Source organism: Virgibacillus oceani (assembly GCF_041521345.1).
Lineage (GTDB): Bacteria > Bacillota > Bacilli > Bacillales > Amphibacillaceae > Virgibacillus_N > Virgibacillus_N oceani_A.
Map to the genome: position 1 here is coordinate 57772 of NZ_JBGOHB010000019.1, position 16995 is coordinate 74766.

The 16995-nt window shown below is 40.3% G+C and carries 17 protein-coding genes; 13 read left to right on the forward strand and 4 right to left on the reverse strand.

The genetic code is table 11. The features are described 5' to 3' along the window. Positions 1–4: 4 nt before the first annotated feature. The 10 genes from sufD to ACDX78_RS14575 all read left to right on the forward strand — a co-directional run bounded on the left by sufD (position 5) and on the right by ACDX78_RS14575 (position 11314). Positions 5–1312 carry a Fe-S cluster assembly protein SufD gene (gene sufD / locus ACDX78_RS14530; RefSeq protein ID WP_486028877.1) on the forward strand — a complete coding sequence of 436 codons (1308 nt, stop codon included), beginning with the start codon at positions 5–7 and terminating at the stop codon, positions 1310–1312. Next, positions 1312–2532: a cysteine desulfurase gene (locus ACDX78_RS14535; protein ID WP_486028878.1), complete on the forward strand. Its 1221-nt coding sequence runs from the start codon at positions 1312–1314 to the stop codon at positions 2530–2532. Before sufD ends, ACDX78_RS14535 begins: the two co-directional genes overlap by 1 nt. Then, positions 2522–2953 (forward strand): Fe-S cluster assembly sulfur transfer protein SufU, encoded by a 432-nt coding sequence (gene sufU / locus ACDX78_RS14540; RefSeq protein ID WP_486028879.1) that lies wholly within the window; start codon positions 2522–2524, stop codon positions 2951–2953. The genes ACDX78_RS14535 and sufU overlap by 11 nt, the downstream gene beginning before the upstream one ends. 42 nt (positions 2954–2995) lie before the next feature. Then, the gene (gene sufB, locus ACDX78_RS14545; protein ID WP_486028880.1) at positions 2996–4393 is read left to right on the forward strand and encodes a Fe-S cluster assembly protein SufB; all 1398 of its coding nucleotides are present in this window, start codon (positions 2996–2998) and stop codon (positions 4391–4393) included. 445 nt (positions 4394–4838) lie between these two features. Continuing rightward, complete coding sequence (locus ACDX78_RS14550) at positions 4839–5123, forward strand: nucleotidyltransferase substrate binding protein (RefSeq protein ID WP_486028916.1); 285 nt, start codon at positions 4839–4841, stop codon at positions 5121–5123. Positions 5124–5545: 422 nt separating this feature from the next. Continuing rightward, complete coding sequence (locus tag ACDX78_RS14555; RefSeq protein ID WP_486028881.1) at positions 5546–6361, forward strand: sulfite exporter TauE/SafE family protein; 816 nt, start codon at positions 5546–5548, stop codon at positions 6359–6361. 12 nt (positions 6362–6373) lie between these two features. Beyond that, positions 6374–7771, forward strand: a complete 1398-nt coding sequence (locus ACDX78_RS14560) for a bifunctional metallophosphatase/5'-nucleotidase (RefSeq protein ID WP_486028882.1) — start codon at positions 6374–6376, stop codon at positions 7769–7771. 85 nt (positions 7772–7856) lie between these two features. Next, the gene (locus tag ACDX78_RS14565) at positions 7857–8159 is read left to right on the forward strand and encodes a YunC family protein (protein WP_486028883.1); all 303 of its coding nucleotides are present in this window, start codon (positions 7857–7859) and stop codon (positions 8157–8159) included. A 243-nt stretch (positions 8160–8402) separates the two neighbouring features. Then, positions 8403–9203 carry a sporulation protein YunB gene (gene yunB / locus ACDX78_RS14570; protein ID WP_486028884.1) on the forward strand — a complete coding sequence of 267 codons (801 nt, stop codon included), beginning with the start codon at positions 8403–8405 and terminating at the stop codon, positions 9201–9203. Positions 9204–9958: 755 nt separating this feature from the next. Next, positions 9959–11314, forward strand: a complete 1356-nt coding sequence (locus ACDX78_RS14575) for a sodium-dependent transporter (RefSeq protein ID WP_486028885.1) — start codon at positions 9959–9961, stop codon at positions 11312–11314. Positions 11315–11369: 55 nt separating this feature from the next. Here the strand turns inward: ACDX78_RS14575 and ACDX78_RS14580 are convergent, their stop codons facing one another. Continuing rightward, positions 11370–12347, reverse strand: a complete 978-nt coding sequence (locus tag ACDX78_RS14580; RefSeq protein WP_486028886.1) for a M23 family metallopeptidase — start codon at positions 12345–12347, stop codon at positions 11370–11372. A gap of 178 nt (positions 12348–12525) precedes the next feature. Next, positions 12526–13080, reverse strand: a complete 555-nt coding sequence (locus ACDX78_RS14585; protein WP_486028887.1) for a YhcN/YlaJ family sporulation lipoprotein — start codon at positions 13078–13080, stop codon at positions 12526–12528. 433 nt (positions 13081–13513) lie between these two features. On the opposite strand from ACDX78_RS14585, the gene ACDX78_RS14590 reads away from it, so the two are divergent. Continuing rightward, on the forward strand, positions 13514–13786 hold the full coding sequence (locus tag ACDX78_RS14590) for a YutD family protein (RefSeq protein WP_486028888.1): 273 nt from the start codon (positions 13514–13516) through the stop codon (positions 13784–13786). 172 nt (positions 13787–13958) lie between these two features. On the opposite strand, the gene ACDX78_RS14595 is transcribed toward ACDX78_RS14590, so the two are convergent. Together ACDX78_RS14595 and ACDX78_RS14600 are read right to left on the reverse strand one after the other, a co-directional pair. Continuing rightward, positions 13959–14255: a hypothetical protein gene (locus ACDX78_RS14595; RefSeq protein WP_486028889.1), complete on the reverse strand. Its 297-nt coding sequence runs from the start codon at positions 14253–14255 to the stop codon at positions 13959–13961. Between the two features lie 67 nt (positions 14256–14322). Beyond that, complete coding sequence (locus ACDX78_RS14600; protein WP_486028890.1) at positions 14323–15771, reverse strand: amidase; 1449 nt, start codon at positions 15769–15771, stop codon at positions 14323–14325. 111 nt (positions 15772–15882) lie between these two features. Here ACDX78_RS14600 and ACDX78_RS14605 point away from each other — a divergent pair, with 111 nt between their 5' ends. Then, the gene (locus ACDX78_RS14605; RefSeq protein WP_486028891.1) at positions 15883–16323 is read left to right on the forward strand and encodes a DUF86 domain-containing protein; all 441 of its coding nucleotides are present in this window, start codon (positions 15883–15885) and stop codon (positions 16321–16323) included. Positions 16324–16334: 11 nt separating this feature from the next. Further along, a complete protein-coding gene (locus ACDX78_RS14610) occupies positions 16335–16973 on the forward strand; it encodes a helix-turn-helix transcriptional regulator (RefSeq protein ID WP_486028892.1) in 639 nt (212 codons plus the stop codon). The last annotated feature ends 22 nt before the right edge of the window (positions 16974–16995 follow it).

The window sequence follows — 16995 nt, forward strand, 5'->3', positions numbered from 1 at the left end:
TTACATGACGGTGGAAACAAAATTGCCATACGACAAAGATTATATAGATCAGTTTTCAAAGGATAAAAATGAACCAGCATGGATGCATGAATTTCGACTACAGGCTTTGGAACAGGCAGATTCACTTAACATGCCTGAGCCGGATAAAACGAAAATTGGAAAATGGAATTTCAATAAATTTAAACATACAGCAACAGGAGAGGCAGTGAATGCTTTAGAAGATCTGCCAAGTAAGCTTCAGGCATTTTTTGACGCAGATAAAAAACCTGATAACCTGCTTGTCCAACGTAATCACACTGTTGCTTATGCATCACTCAGTGATGATTTAAAAGAAAAAGGAGTTATATTCACAGATATCTTTACTGCATTGCAGGAGCATGGAGATCTGGTGAAAAAATATTATATGCAGGATGCTGTTTCTGTAGATGAGCACCGCTTAACCGCACTGCATGCAGCCTTGATGAATGGCGGAGCCTTTGTATATGTTCCTAAAAATGTACAGGTGGAAGTTCCGCTTCAGGCTATCTTCTGGCAGGAAGACCCGGAAGTATCCATGTTTAATCATGTGCTTGTCGTTGCAGAAGAGAACAGTTCTTTAACTTATGTGGAAAACTATTTGTCACATAATGAGAATGAGGAAACAGTTGCTAATGTGGTTGCAGAAGTTATTGCAAAAGATAATGCCAACATTGACTTTGGTGCAGTGGATAACTTTGCTGCAGGCACAACGGCTTATAATAACCGCCGCGGTGTTGCTTACCGTGATGCTGTTATTGACTGGGCACTTGGTGCAATGAATGATGGAAATACGGTCAATGAAAATGTTACACATTTAATCGGAGACAATTCCGTTTCCAATGCAAAAACAGTAAGTGTTGGTCGAGGGAAACAAATCCAGAACTTCAACTCGAAAATTGTAAACCATGGCATGGATTCCGATGCATATATTCTGCAGCATGGGGTTATGAAAGAACAGGCATCTGCTATCTTTAACGGTATCGGAAAAATTGAGCATGGAGCTACAAGAGCTAATGCGGAGCAGGAATCCCGTGTTTTGATGTTGAGCGAAAAAGCACGTGGGGACGCCAACCCAATTCTATTAATTGATGAGGACGATGTTACTGCAGGTCACGCAGCTTCCGTCGGCCGAGTTGATCCACTGCAGCTCTATTATTTAATGAGCCGCGGTATTACAGAGGAAGAAGCGGAGCGCCTGATCATTCATGGATTCCTGGCACCCGTTGTAAATCAACTGCCGATTGAATCCGTAAAAGAACAGCTGACACAAGTAATTGAAAGGAAGGTATACTAATGGATGTGCAAGCCATACGGCAGCAATTTCCGATTTTACAGCAGGAAGTAAACGGACATCCCTTAGTTTATCTGGATTCATCTGCGACTTCGCAAAAACCGCAGGCTGTCATTGAGGCTGTGGAAAACTATTACCGACATGATAACTCGAACGTTCATCGCGGTGTGCATACACTGGGGACCCGGGCAACCGAAAAATATGAGGGAGCAAGGGATAAAGTACGACGTTTTATTAATGCGGCAAGTACGCAGGAAGTTATTTTTACAAGAGGTACAACAACTGCAATTAATATGGTTGCACACAGTTATGGAAGAGAAAACTTAACTGCCGGGGATGAAATTGTGATCACACCGATGGAACATCACAGTAATATTATCCCTTGGCAGCAGGTTGCCAAAGCGACTGGTGCAACGTTAAAATATATGCCACTGCAACCGGACGGCACAATCAAGCTTGAAGATGCAGAAGAAACGATTACATGCAATACAAAAATCGTTGCTGTTACCCATGTATCCAACGTGCTTGGTACGATCAATCCGGTGAAGAAAATTGCGGAAATCGCCCATAAAAATGGAGCAGTCATTCTTTTGGATGGAGCACAGGGTGCGCCACATTTAAAACTGGATGTCGCTGATCTTGATTGTGATTTTTATGCATTTTCCGGTCACAAAATGGGTGCACCTACCGGAATCGGTGTATTATACGGAAAAAAACAGCTACTGGAAAGCATGGAGCCATTTGAATTTGGCGGGGAAATGATTGATTTCGTTAATCTCTATGACTCTACGTGGAAAGAGCTTCCCTGGAAATTCGAAGGCGGCACACCGATCATAGCAGGTGCCATTGGTTTAGGTGCTGCGATTGATTTTTTAAGCGAAGTTGGAATGGATGCCATCACAGAACATGAAGTAAAATTAGCTGATTATGCGATGCAGCAATTACGTACAATAGATGGAATAACAATCTACGGACCTGAGAAGCGTGCGGCGCTTGTCACATTTAACTTGGATGATGTCCACCCGCATGATACTGCCACTGCACTGGATGCAGATGGGATTGCAGTCCGCGCCGGGCATCATTGTGCCCAGCCGTTAATGCGGTGGCTGGATGTAACAGCGACAGCACGCGCCAGTTTTTATTTATACAACACAAAAGAAGATGTGGATCGTCTGGTGGAAGGACTTATAAAGACGAAGGAGTATTTTGGTGATGTCTTTTAATAACTTGGATACACTATACAGACAAGTAATCATGGATCATTATAAAAATCCGCGTAATAAAGGTGAAATTGATGGGGATGTTCTAACCGTAGATATGAATAACCCTACGTGTGGAGATCGCATTAAGCTGCAAATGCAAGTGGAAGATGAAACAGTAAAAGAGGCCAAATTTGAGGGGGAAGGCTGCTCCATCAGCATGTCTTCTGCCTCCATGATGACCCAGGCAATAAAAGGGAGAAACGTCGATGAAGCATTGCAAATGTCAGAAGTGTTTTCCCGGATGATGCTTGGCGAAGATGTTGATACTGAAATGGAATTAGGTGACATTGAAGCATTGCAAGGTGTATCCCAATTCCCTGCACGTATAAAATGTGCTACACTTGCATGGAAGGCAATGGAAAAAGGTGTGAAGGAAGAGTAGTTAGAACTGTCATTTGCAATCACCTAAAGGAGGTTTTTATATATGGCAAAAAATTTGCCTGAAGTTGAAGATTATAAATATGGGTTTCAAGACAAAGACGTGTCTGTTTTCCGCTCAGGAAAAGGGTTAACCCGTGAAATAGTAGAAGAAATTTCCAGTATGAAGGAAGAGCCACAATGGATGCTGGATTACCGTTTGAAAGCGTTGGAGCATTTTTATGAGCGTCCAATGCCACAGTGGGGCGGAGATCTTTCAGAACTAGACTTTGATGAAATTGTCTACTATGTTAAGCCATCAGAAAGACAAGGAAGAACATGGGATGAAGTTCCGGAAGAGATTAAACAAACTTTTGATAGACTTGGTATTCCTGAAGCAGAGCAAAAGTATTTGGCAGGGGTTTCTGCACAGTATGAGTCTGAGGTTGTTTATCAGAGCCTGCAAGAGGACCTGGAAAATATGGGTATTATTTTCACAGATACCGATACAGCACTCCAAGAGCATGAAGAACTATTCAAGGAATACTTCGGAAAAGTAATTCCAGCAACAGATAATAAATTCTCGGCACTAAACTCTGCTGTATGGTCAGGCGGCTCATTCATTTACGTGCCAAAAGGAGTTCAGACTTCTACGCCATTACAAGCATACTTCCGAATTAACTCGGAAAATATGGGACAGTTTGAAAGAACCTTGATTATCGTTGATGAGGGTGCATCTGCCCACTATGTAGAAGGCTGTACTGCGCCGACTTATACAACCAACTCTCTGCACAGTGCAGTAGTTGAAATCTTTGTTAAAAAAGATGCTTATTGCCGTTATACAACCATTCAAAACTGGGCAAATAATGTGTATAACCTGGTTACAAAGCGTGCTACCGTTGCGGAAAATGGAAACATGGAATGGATTGATGGTAACCTCGGTTCTAAATTAACGATGAAATATCCGTCTATCCTTCTTCGTGGAGAAGGTGCGCGTGGAAACACGCTATCTATTGCATTAGCAGGTAAAGGTCAGCTGCAGCACGCAGGAGCTAAAATGCATCACTTGGCGCCAAACACTTCTTCTTCGATTGTATCCAAGTCCATTTCCAGAGGTGGCGGGAAAGTATCCTACCTTGGACTAGTACACTTTGGAAAAAAAGCAGATGGTGCCCGCTCTAACATCGAGTGTGATACGCTAATTATGGATAATCAATCAACATCTGATACGATTCCATATAACGAAATTCACAATGACAATATTTCTTTAGAGCACGAAGCAAAAGTTTCCAAAGTTTCCGAGGAGCAGCTGTTCTATCTGATGAGCAGAGGCCTGGATGAACAGGAAGCAACTGAAATGATTGTCATGGGCTTCATCGAGCCGTTTACAAAAGAACTTCCAATGGAGTATGCGGTGGAAATGAACCGTTTAATCAGCTTTGAAATGGAAGGGTCTATTGGTTAATATTTTTGTTATAACCCTTGTCACTTTAGTGGCAGGGGTTTTGTTTTCTAAAAAAGAATAGCTTGTTTAATATTGATCCTGATATATATGCTATTAAAAAAAGTCTTCAATGTTTGTTCAAGCAGACATTTTAACGAAATTAATCCAAGAAAATGTCTACAATATAAGTTCTGGAAGAAAATACAGTATAATATAGCCAATAAAATTTTCAAATAAATGGTCAACATCGATTAGCTGCAGCTCTCCCTTCATCTAGCAAAATTCTTATCTCAGAATCATTAGAATACAACTACTTCTCACAGGTTCAATCGGGTCTGTATATTATAAAAGGCCACTTGTTCTTTTTTGCTTTTTAAAATAAACGAACGAATATGTATTCATTTTTTGTGAATTGTGCCAGTGTATTTCGGACATTTATTTATAACCGATATATTGTAAGAATTCACTGGAATATAGCTTTGAAGCATGCTGGAAAGCTTCAAAACAATTTCTGTATAAAATAGAAGGTATTGATATTGGCTCTCCGAAAGGAGTAATTCGGTCATCTCGGGAAGTTGGTCTATTTTCTGAAGAAGAATCCATACTCGGGCTAAACATGGTAGACCATCGCAATTTGACCGTACTTACCTATAAAGAGGACTTAGCGGTAGAAATTTTTGCAACTTTAACCACGTATTATGAACTTTTGCGTAAATGGATGGATCGAATTACAAAAAGAGTAGACACGTGAATAGAAAGTTCAAATTTTATTCATGCACTTTTGCCTTCCAAATATCCCATCATAGATAGGCTTGTTCAATTGATTTACATCCTTCGGCAATTTCGATTCATTTTTACTTGAAAAACTTTTTGATTTTCTTCTGTACATCTTCCATACGTCTATACTTTGGCAAGTAAGCACAATATGGTACAATTATAGGTGATAAACTTGATTTATCCATAATAGATGTCCTCCTCTATCTGGCATTGGCCTGCGAAACCATTGTCATTATAGCAGTGGAGGATTTTTTTTCATACGCAAAGCCACTTCCGTTTTATAGCGCGGGACTTAAAATAAATCCTCCAATATAGAGTAAAAATCCCAGATTAGGAATTCCCACTTATTAATGATAGTATGAATAATGACTACATATAAGATTGAAGGGGAATGGATTGATATTTATTATTTGCCTTATCATCGGTATTGCTACAGCTTTTTTTGGCAGTTTAATGGGGTTGGGTGGTGGCCTTATTCTCGTACCCACCTTGCTGCTTTTGCATGAATTCTCAGAGGCTTTTGCATGGGCGACGCCGCAAACTATTGTTGGGATGTCTTTAGTGATTATGATTTTTACGGGCCTGTCCTCGACGCTCGCTTATTTAAAAGTGGGACGTGTGGATTATAAATCAGGCGCGTTATTTTTGATTGGCAGTATTCCCGGGAGTATATTTGGTTCCTGGTTGAATCAGTTTTTTGATACGGACTCCTTTCTACTGTATTTTGGAATGGTAACGATATTAATTTCCATGCTGTTTTTCCTGAAACGGAAAGAAAGAAGGCGTATATTACCAGAACAAAAAGGGGTGCGATCTTTTGAAATAGGCGGGGAGAAGTTTTATTATCGTATTTCCATTCCTGTCGCTGTGATCGTTTCCCTTGCTGTCGGCATGGTTTCCGGTTTATTTGGCATTGGCGGCGGTTCGGTTATGGTGCCTGCCATGATTCTGTTATTCGGCTTTCCCATTCATATTGCCACGGCTACATCCATGTTTATGATTTTCTTTGTGAGTATTATTGGTGCTTCGACACATATTGCGTTAGGGCATATTGCCTGGGAGTATGTTTTCATTTTCATCCCGGGAGCCTGGATTGGCGCAAAGCTTGGCGCCTTTGTGAATCAGCGGTTGACAGGGAATACGCTGGAATGGATATTACGGATCGTATTAGTTATTATAGGTGCACGAATGATTTTCCAAGGGCTGACGTAAGGAGTATCTAATATGCAGGAAAAACTTTACTTTTATTATACAAATGATTTACACAGTAATTTTGAACAATGGCCGCGGGTTGCTTCTTTTTTAAAACAAGAGACAGCGAAAAGAGCTGCTGCGAATGATTCTTATTGGCTGATTGACATCGGGGATCATGTGGATCGAGTAGACCCAATTGCTGAGGCTTTTATGGGAAAAGCCAATGTAGCATTATTGAATGAACTTGATTATGATGTCGTGACGATCGGAAATAACGAAGGAATCACGCTACCGCATGAGGATTTATTTCATTTATATGATGACGCCGGTTTTCACGTTGTTTGTGCTAATTTGGTGAGTCAGGATAAGAAGGAGCCGCATTGGCTGCAGCATACGGTACAAGTAAAGTCCATTCAGGGCCTCAGGGTTGGGTTTATCGGTTTGACTGCTCCTTTTAATGCCTTTTATGAACTTTTGGGCTGGCATGTTTCCTCCCCGTATCGTGTGCTGGAATCCTATATACAAGGATTAAAGCAACAGACGGATGTAATCGTCTTATTATCTCATTTAGGGATCAGCGAGGACCAGGAAATTGCCCGGAGATTCCCGGAAATTGATGTGATTATCGGGGGGCATACCCATCATTTACTGCGGACAGGGGAGCAGGTCAATAACACGATCATCACGGCTGCGGGGAAGCATTGTTCCTACGTGGGAGAAGTAATTTTGACATGGGATCATGAGAAAAAACAATTGGTAAATAAAGAAGCATATGCTACCGATGTTACTCATTTGGCAAAGGATTTGAGAACGGAGCAAAGCCTGCAGCAGCTGAATGACAGGGCGGCAGAAATTTTGGGGGAAGTGGTCGTTCATACGGCATCTCCCATAGAAGTAGGTTGGTTTAAAAAAACGAAAATCATGCAGGAGCTGACCCATACATTAAAAAAATGGACGGAAACAGACGTAACCATGCTTAACGCTGGGCTTTTGCTCGATGAATTTCCGATGGGTGATATTACGTATTCTGATATTCACCGGATCTGTCCGCATCCGATTAATCCCTGTGTCGTCGAATTAAAAGGGGACGAGCTGCTGGAAGTTGTTCGCGGTTCACTTGCCAAGTCATTTACGGAATTAAAATTAAAGGGCTTTGGCTTTCGTGGTGAAGTGCTGGGGAGAATGATATTTTCCGGGTTAACGGTGGAAACGTCAGTGCATGAAGATGGGGAGGAACATGTGGAAAACGTGTTATTTCACAATAAAGCATTGGATCCGGATGCCATGTATTCGGTTGCAACTGCGGATACATTCACCTTTGGCCGGCTGCTGCCGGAAATAGCCAAATCGGAAACAAAGCAATATATTTTGCCTGAGTTTTTGCGGGATCTGCTGGCAGATACATTGCGTCGATCCTTTTCAGGTTAATCGGATCTCCGTGCATTCAGCTGTGACGCTGCCTTTTTCAAATGCATACATTATTAATGTACAGATTGAAGGAGGCATTGGATTCATGTTAACGGTAAATCCACTGGAAGTCGAAGGAATGCATTTTACAGCCATTCGGGTAGAACTTCCAAAAACCAATTTACTAATGATTTCAAATGAAGTCGGCTACATTATGTGTGCGGCACTTGATGTGGATGTGTTAAATGACAAGCTGAAAGATCGGAATGTGATTGCGGGCAGAGCATCAGGCGTGCGAACCATTGATGATTTATTATACGCCCCGTTGGAGAAAGTAACGGAAGCTTCAAAAGCCTTTGGCTGGGAAACGGGAATGATAGGAAAAGATGCACTTTTGAAAATAGCTTGAGATGATGCCTTCCTTTATGGGAGGCTTTTATAGATGGATAACAAGTAATATATTTGGTTGGGGAAACATTAAAAAGCCCTAAATAAAGAAGGGGGTATATTGCGCGGAATGATGACAAACTAAAGCCGATTGTAGATTATATTCTCATTAAAGGAGATCCGAATGTTCCAGTAACAACAAATTAAAATTTCTCTTCTACCCCTTTTAAAACAAGCATACTTTTGTTTTAAGGGGGGGTTTAGATTGATAAGAAAGAAACGCTACCGTAAGAAATTTGCATCACCTCCAGGGAAAGGTATTTTTATTATTACAGTAATATTATTTGGCATATTCAGCGGGCTGAGTATTTGGATAGTTGATTATGGAATTAAGCCAGTTTTAATAGAGATTGCCGAGACTAAAGTTGACGAAATTGCTACACGAGCGATTAATCATGCTGTGCGTTTTGCTGAAGGCTATGATTTTACAGAAGTATTGGATATTACGTATAATGCGGAAGGAAATGTTGCGACATATAACCATAATCCAGCTATCGTTAGTGAAATTAACAGGGTAGCAACAGACCGTGTTGAGGAGTTTTTGCTAAACGTTAATCGTGGCGATCCAATTTCATATGATTATTCTCTTCATGAACCTTATGATTATGGTGAAGGAGCAGAGGATAGGGCAATGCAGGATCCCACGTTAGTTGAAATACCATTAGGTCAGGTCACCGGCAATACGGTACTGGCTAATTTAGGTCCAAGGATTCCGGTGAATCTGGAACTGGTAGGAAACGTTCGGACAAATATTGTGCGTGATACAGAGCCGCTTGGCATTAATGGCTCATGGGTGTCACTGTATGTTCATGTGGAATCGGATGTTCAGATTGTAGTCCCATTTACAACTGAGGTAACGACAGTGCACACGGAAATTTACGTTGATGGTGGGGCAATAATGGGGGATGTGCCGGATTTTTATAGTGGTAATGGAGATGACCCGTCAATAGCCATCCCGAGTGATGAATTTGGGGATGATGAGAATGATGATTTGCAAAATGATTAAGGTTACGTAATTTTATGAGTTTTATTAAATTGATGCGTCGACGTGAAAATAAAACTGGCAGCCAGAAAACGATAGAAGTTTAAAGAGGTCTCGTCATAATCTACATTTGTTATTTAGGTACTTTTTAAGTATGGATTGAACGTAAAGACAATGGCGGATTATTTTAAGTCATTGTCTTTATTGTTTGCAAAGTACAGGTAACAATAATGGCAATTAACTGTATATCCTACTAATATATTGCTGCTTATTTATTTGATTATTTTGTAAATAATCAAAATAAGCAATGCAGGGAAACAATAAATGATGTTTTCGTGAGAATTATTTCATAGGCAAGCAGAAATCGTATAAGTATAAAGATAAAGGAGAGTCAGCCTGTAAATTAGTAATCATAATTATAATACTATTCATTTTAGAAAGAATAGGAATGTTGTTTTAAACTTGAATATTCTTTGACAACAAAGAAAACTCAAGTTATAATAAAATCAAATATCTGAAAAAAGTAAATTTTGTAATCCCGTTTTATAGCAAGACATACATATAAGTTATGAGAAGGGAGAAAAGAGGGAGGTCTGATATTCAAATGTAATTTATAGAGAATAATAGTGAGTTTTATTTAACTGAAAGCGGTTGTATTTTGAGAAAGGAAATTACAGGATTATAAATATTTTCCTGGATGTTTTTTGTGTTTGATTGATGTTTGACCATGCTTTAATTGAAATTATATTTAAAATTTTGTTTTTCAGGGGGTTTTTGAGATGCAAGCTAGAGAGCAATGGGGAACACGTAGCGGTTTCATTTTGGCTGCTGTCGGCTCGGCTGTCGGTCTTGGTAACATCTGGCGTTTTCCTTATATTACGGGAGAGTATGGAGGCGCTTCATTTTTACTCGTTTATGTGATCTGTATTTTAATTATTGGTATTCCTACAATGATCGCGGAGTTTTCGATTGGTAAACGTGGGCAGTTGGATGCAGTTGGATCTTTTGCTAAAACAACGCGTTCTAAGCCATGGGTTATTGGCGGCTGGTTAGGTGTTATAACATCTTTTTTAATCGTATCATTTTATGCCGTTATTGCTGGCTGGGTTTTGTACTATCTGTTCAGTTATTTGACAGGAAGTATCCAGCAAGTGGAAGCAGGTGGCGTTGAAGAATATTTCGGGGGCTTCATCGGTCATAATTTTCTCCCGGTAATTTGGCAGATAATCGTTATGGCTATCATTGTTGGCGTTTTATATTTTGGAGTTAAAAAAGGGATCGAACTCAGCAGTAAAATCTTTATGCCATTACTTGCTGTTATACTAGTGATACTGGCTGGATATGGATTAACATTGGATGGTGCCGGAGAGGGATTATCATTTTTGTTCGTTCCTGACTGGAGTTCGTTAGGCGATCCTTCTCTTTATTTAGCGGCCATTGGGCAGGCGTTCTTCACGCTATCTCTCGGGATGGGTATCATGGTCACTTATGGTGGCTACCTTTCAAAAGATACAGGGAATCGTTTGCCAGGGACTGCAACCAGAATTGTTCTTTTGGATACGCTGTTTGCCATTGTAGTTGGTATCGTAATTTTCACAGCTGTATTCAGCATAGGTATGGATACTGCCCAAGGACCCGGTTTGGTGTTTGTTGTACTGCCGGAAGTGTTTAACCAGATGGCTGCTGGAGGAACATTCTTTGCGATATTTTTCTTCTTCCTTGTCTTTATCGCTGCTTTATCATCTGCTATTTCACTGTCAGAAGTTAGTGTGTCCTTTGCGATGCGGCAAGTGAATATGACGAGGAAAAAAGCGGTCCTTATCGTAGGTGGTCTAATCACGCTGTTTGGTATTCCATCTGCTTTAAGTCAAGGTGGGCCACTCGGTGACTTCCTTATCGCCGGTCTGCCGTTCCTTGATTTTGTTGATGTTCTTACAGACAGCTATTTCTTGCCGATTGGCGGATTAATCGTCGTCCTCTTTGTTGGTTGGGGCTGGAAAGCGAAAGAAGCTTTTGAAACAGCAGACTTTAAAAATCCAGGGCTTGGAAAAATGTGGCTCTTTCTGATTAGATACGTTGCACCGATCATGATTATCATTATTTTACTTGCAAATCTTTTCGGAGTCGAAGCGTAGGACTGGAAAATATAAAAAAAGGAAGAGTGCCACATTGATATGCGGCCTCTTCCTTTTATTTTTCCATGCGTTCCCATCTCTGCAAATATGGATATGGATCAAAGGAGAAGTCGGTATGTCCATTATCTTTATACATGCCATAATGCAGATGCGGCGGGAATTTCCCTGATGTTCCAGGCGGGCCGTAACCGGTGGATCCGACACTGCCAAGGACGTCGCCGGGTTTTACCACTTGTCCCATTTCAATATCCTCCTCATACCCGCTCATATGCGCGTAGTAATGATAAATATTGAAAATATCGCGAATGCCAATCCGCCATCCGCCGTATAAATTCCAGCCCATCATTTCAATGACACCGTAAGTTGTGGACTTAACCGGGGTGCCATAATCAGCAAAAATATCTGATCCTTCATGGATGCGCAGACCGCCAAAGCCGCGCCGGTCTCCCCAGTTATTATTGTAAGTGTAGTTATATTCTGTTGCCAGCGGGAAAGAACGATCAGTTAAATTTATATCCTGAAACTTATCAAAAACCTTTGCCGTGTTCATGATCGTCTGTACGGTCAAATCCCTTTTATAATAATTCCATAACGCAATTTTAATTTCATCTTTTGTATTGCCGTACTCGAGTAAAATATGAGCCATCGTGTACAATGCATCTTCCGGGTCATCAGGATCGGCATGCCCGTTACCTGTACCGTCTTTTCCGATGCCATTATGAACGGTAATGGCATGCGCTTCAGTCAGCATGGAGCTGTTTCCTGCCCCAAACCAATCTTCAGGCTCAAATTCTATGTTTATCACTTGTTCTTCGTCTGCTTCTTTATTAATATTTCGTTCATAATTCTCAATAGCAGCAAAATAATACCATGGAATTTGTGTTAATGCTTCTGTCTTTTTAAATAAAGCCATTCGTTCTTCGTGGATTGAATCATCACTTTCCTCAGCAATTGCTTTTTCAGAGGAAGTAGTGTATGAAAGGCACACAAGCAGCAAGATAGCATAAATGAATATATGGTATTTAGGATTCAATTTGATTCACCCTTTAATTGTTGTGTAACAATACGTAGTCTTTGTAAATCAAGGCGGTTTATAACTTACATTTTATACCATGAAATAGAGGTAAAAGAAAGAACTATAGGAGGAATAGTTCTTTCGTTGGTAGTAAAGTAACTCCTCTTGCGGGTGAAAAAGTAAATTTCCTATGCCATTAATCTTCACCCTGTGGAGATGTTTTCATTTCCTCCATTAACTTGTCGATTGTATTCTGGTAGTTCGGATGACTCGTTCTAGAAATATGCAGACTTTGTATATCGGGAATAAGTGAAGGATTATCAGATACAACAATATCAAAGTATCGTGGCATAACTGACTCTGCTGTTTTCCTGGCAATTTCAGCTGCATTATTTTCATCTGTTCCATCACCAATTTCATATGCGATTAAAACTTCATCATCGGCAACCAGTGTAGCGACTTGATCAAATGCTTCATTACGAAGGATGATTCGTGTAATCATACTGGCCATTTCATTTCTGTCCATCGTCACAATTTGATCTTCATCCTCGTTTTGTTCAAATTGCTCTTGTGTATAATGAACATAGCCCAATTGGTCGTTTATCTCCTGATCTCCTGGATTCTGAAGTTCTTCTCTATCCGGGTTTAGTTCATTGGCACGCTGCTCCCTTTCATTCAGTGTATTATTTGTTGTATCACAGCCTGTCATGACCAATAGCATAATAAATAACGCTATCATTATTTTTTTCATATATTTCATCCTTTTTCGAAGTATTTTCTTGGTTAGTTTATGTTTTTCGGTATAATTCATACGGAAATTTAGGTGCATAATAGAATAGAGCTTTAGTAAAATGCATGGCAAAGCAGGTGTCTAAGGCAGGGTGCTATTTATTTTTCGTTCCAAGATGTACCAGAGGTGCTTTGTCTGATGCGTCATTTCATATTTTCGAGCCGTGTTCTCGAGGTCGGCAATCTGCATTATTCGCTCCATGACGTATCCGAGCGGCGTTCTCAAGGTTGTCAATCTGTTCACTAAATGACATAACAGGAAAATTGCCCTAACCTATATGCCTTTTCTAGTTTCATCTTGTTCGCAGATGCCACACAATAACGCCGGAAAATAAATTTTGGTTGATGAAGCAGGTATATGGTAAACTAGATACAGCAAGGTGGGGGTGACAAGCATGATTGAATTACAGGGAAAACATTATGAATTAATCGAAAATATAAAAGATGGTTTTCAGAAAGAAGCGATTGAGGAACGTTATTCCGAAGTGCTGGAAAAATATGATTATATCGTTGGGGATTGGGGCTATGATCAATTACGCCTTAAAGGATTTTACCGTGATGACCAAAAAAAAGCACCGATCGATGGCAAAATTAGTACTTTGGATGATTATTTATATGAATACTGTAATTTCGGCTGTGCTTATTTTGTAATTAAGAAAAAAGCATAAATCAAAAAAATTAGCTGCAGCCTCGTCTTTTCAGAAATCAGAGGCAAGAAGCCAGGTTACAAGAGACCTTTATGGTGGCACGAGGAACCACTGTACCACAGTCGCAAATCGGCAAATTAGCTGATTTCATTTTCTGAATTCATATCATATATAGAGATTTAAAAGAGAGCAACTACTGCTCTCCTTCAAACTCTTCATGCTGCGGATGGACATCTCCGGGTTCATCATGGATAACATGTGCTCCGGGTGTTTGACGTGGGAGGTCTTCGTGCATTTCCTTATACGGATAAACAAACGAGCTTTCCCGGCGCTGTCCTTTTTCCCATGGGGTAGATTTACTATATACAGCTTCTTCCTGATCAATGGGAGAGCCAAAGGAGCCTTCCGGAAACTCTTCAGGGATCAGGTAGTTTTTTTGATTATGCACATTGGAAAAATCAGAGAATTTTTTCACATTTCTGCGTGACATTGCTTGCACACCCTTTCTCCCAATAGCTTACCCAGAAGAGAAAAATATATAAGACCACTAACAGGTGTTAATCCCACGTATTACAACGCACATAGCCACGGAATTTTCTTTCCAGCATTTTACCCAGACGAAAGAGCGCATCTTCGTTTCCAATGTTACCCATCAGTTGAATGGAAATTGGCATATTATTTTCATCACGGCCAACAGGAAGGGTTAAAGAAGGCAGTCCCCATACATTTGCATAGGCCGCATATGGCATAAACTGCATAAATGTTTTTCGTATGGAGAAAATTTCCTGAAATACCTTTCCATGCGCCAGGGCGCCAGTATGGTAAACTGGGAAAATGAGTAGACGGTTTTGTAAATAATCCTGAATTTCCAGGTCTCCTTTTTCAAGTATACGCTTTATTTCCTGCATTCTGCTTTTGGATGGCTTGAACAGCTTGGATCCAAGAATAGCCCAGGATAAATAAGGATGAATAGAAGTTTTTTGTGTTATTTTTTCTTTTGTAAATGCTTTAAGTACACTGGACCGATCATTGTTAAAGGCTTCCTTTTCGACTAGCTTACTGCCATCACTGGACATCATTTCCTGCCATAGTAAAGCACTGTCTTCAAAACAGGGAGGCATACGCCGGTTTGTCAGAAAGGAACCCGCTAAAAAATCATTGATGTCATCTAGCTTTTCCTTCGTTTTATCAGATAAAGGATAATTAATATTACCTGGTAAAATGTCGATTTTGAAGTTTTTTAATGTGCTGTTCGAACTGTTCCGTGATGACAGAAGCCCGTAAAGGATTTCCATATCGCGAACAGATTTGCCCATTGGTCCAATGGTCAGCATTCTTTGTTGCAGGTCATTGCCTGCCTGTGGAAAATGCCCGTCTGTCGAAACACTATCCATTCCCGGTTTGAAACCAACAATACCGTTAAAGTGACTAGGGAATCGGATGGAACCGCCAATATCTGAGCCAAGCCCTGCAGCAGCTCCGCCAACAGCAAGCAGTGCGCCTTCCCCGCCGCTGGAACCACCGGCAGTCCGATTTACACCCCAAGGATTGTTTGTTCTGCCATATAATTTATTTTCTGTCTCCTGGCAAAAACATAAAGCAGGTGTATTTGTTTTTCCTAAAACAATCGCTCCCGCCGCTTTTAACAGGGTAACAGCTGCTGCATCCTTCCGGGAAATCAGATCATGCCGATGTACTAGACCACCGGTTGTTTTCATGGAAGCAACATGGAAAGATTCTTTTATGCTGATCGGCACGCCATATAAAGGGGCGGTGATTTCTTTATTGTTTTCAAGCTCCGTATCTTTTTCCTCTGCTTCTTTTAAAGCATCCTGAAAACGTGTTTCCACCATGGCATTCAGGGAAGGGTTCACGCTTTTAATATGTTTGATATAAATGGATACAGCTTCATAAACTGATATTTTTCCTTCTTTAATTAAGGCTGCAATACCGATTGCATCCATTGCGAGTACATCGTTTTTAGTGATTGTTTTTGTAACCATCATTATTGCTCCCCTCTGTAATTGTTTCTTTTTTCTAAACTATACCACGAAACCTTCAAAAACACATGAAAGATATGGTATGATGGTACTAGAGAGAGTTTGGGGGTATGCAATATGTATTTTGTAGACCGAAGTAAAATAGAAAATACACTTTTATATATGGAAGAGATTTTACAGGAAGTAAAAGAAAAATCCTTTACATCATTTTTTGATAAATTAAGTCTGGAAAGAGCTGTACATGTATTAATCGAGAGCATTCTTGACGTTGGTAATATGATGATAGACGGCTTTATTATGCGTGACCCGGGAAGTTATGAGGATATCATTGATATTTTACTTGATGAAAAAGTGTTGCCTGAAAGGGAAGAAGCGGCTTACAAACGTCTTATTCAATTAAGGAAGCACATTGTGAATGACTATACAGCGGCTGACCATGAGCTTTTGAAAAATACACTTATAGAACATCAAGCCGTATTGGAAATATTCAGCACGCATATACGTACATATTTGAATAACGAGCTCGGTGTGGCAAATGCATTTTCAAAAGAAAACTGAAGGTGAGCAGAATGAAAAAAATGACTTCCACAAAGCAAAAACTGCTAAATATCTTAAAAAAAGACGGCGTTTCTACGATTGGTGAAATTATGGAAGGCTTCACTATATCGGAAATTGCCGTAAGAAAACATATACACGAACTGGAGCAGCAGGGATTTATCAAGAAGAATACCGTCAAACAAAAGTTGGGGCGGCCGCATCATACGTATGAGCTTACCGGGAAAGGACACGGCACATTTCCCAACCAATACGAACAGCTGCCGGTTGAGCTTTTGCATGATCTGGAGGAGCTGCAGGGGAAAGAGGCAGTGGAGGCTCTTTTATCCAAGCGAATGGAAAGAGAGCAGGAAGAAATGGAAAGAACAGTTGGGCAAGAGAGCTTTGAAGAAAAAGTCAACAAGGTAGCCGGTATCCAAAATGAAAAGGGGTACATGGTGGAGATTGAAACCTTTGATGATGGCGACTATATTTTCACCAATTATAATTGCCCCATATCAAATATCGCTTCTGCCTACAATCAGGTTTGCGCAAATGAAAAAAAGGTATTTGAAGAAGTATTTGACACGAGTGAAGTTGTTTCCCAAACATGTATAACAAAGGGGCATAATTTCTGCAGATGGGTCATTAAAAAGCCAGAAGGAACACATTGATGTTACTTTTGGTTTTTTTAAG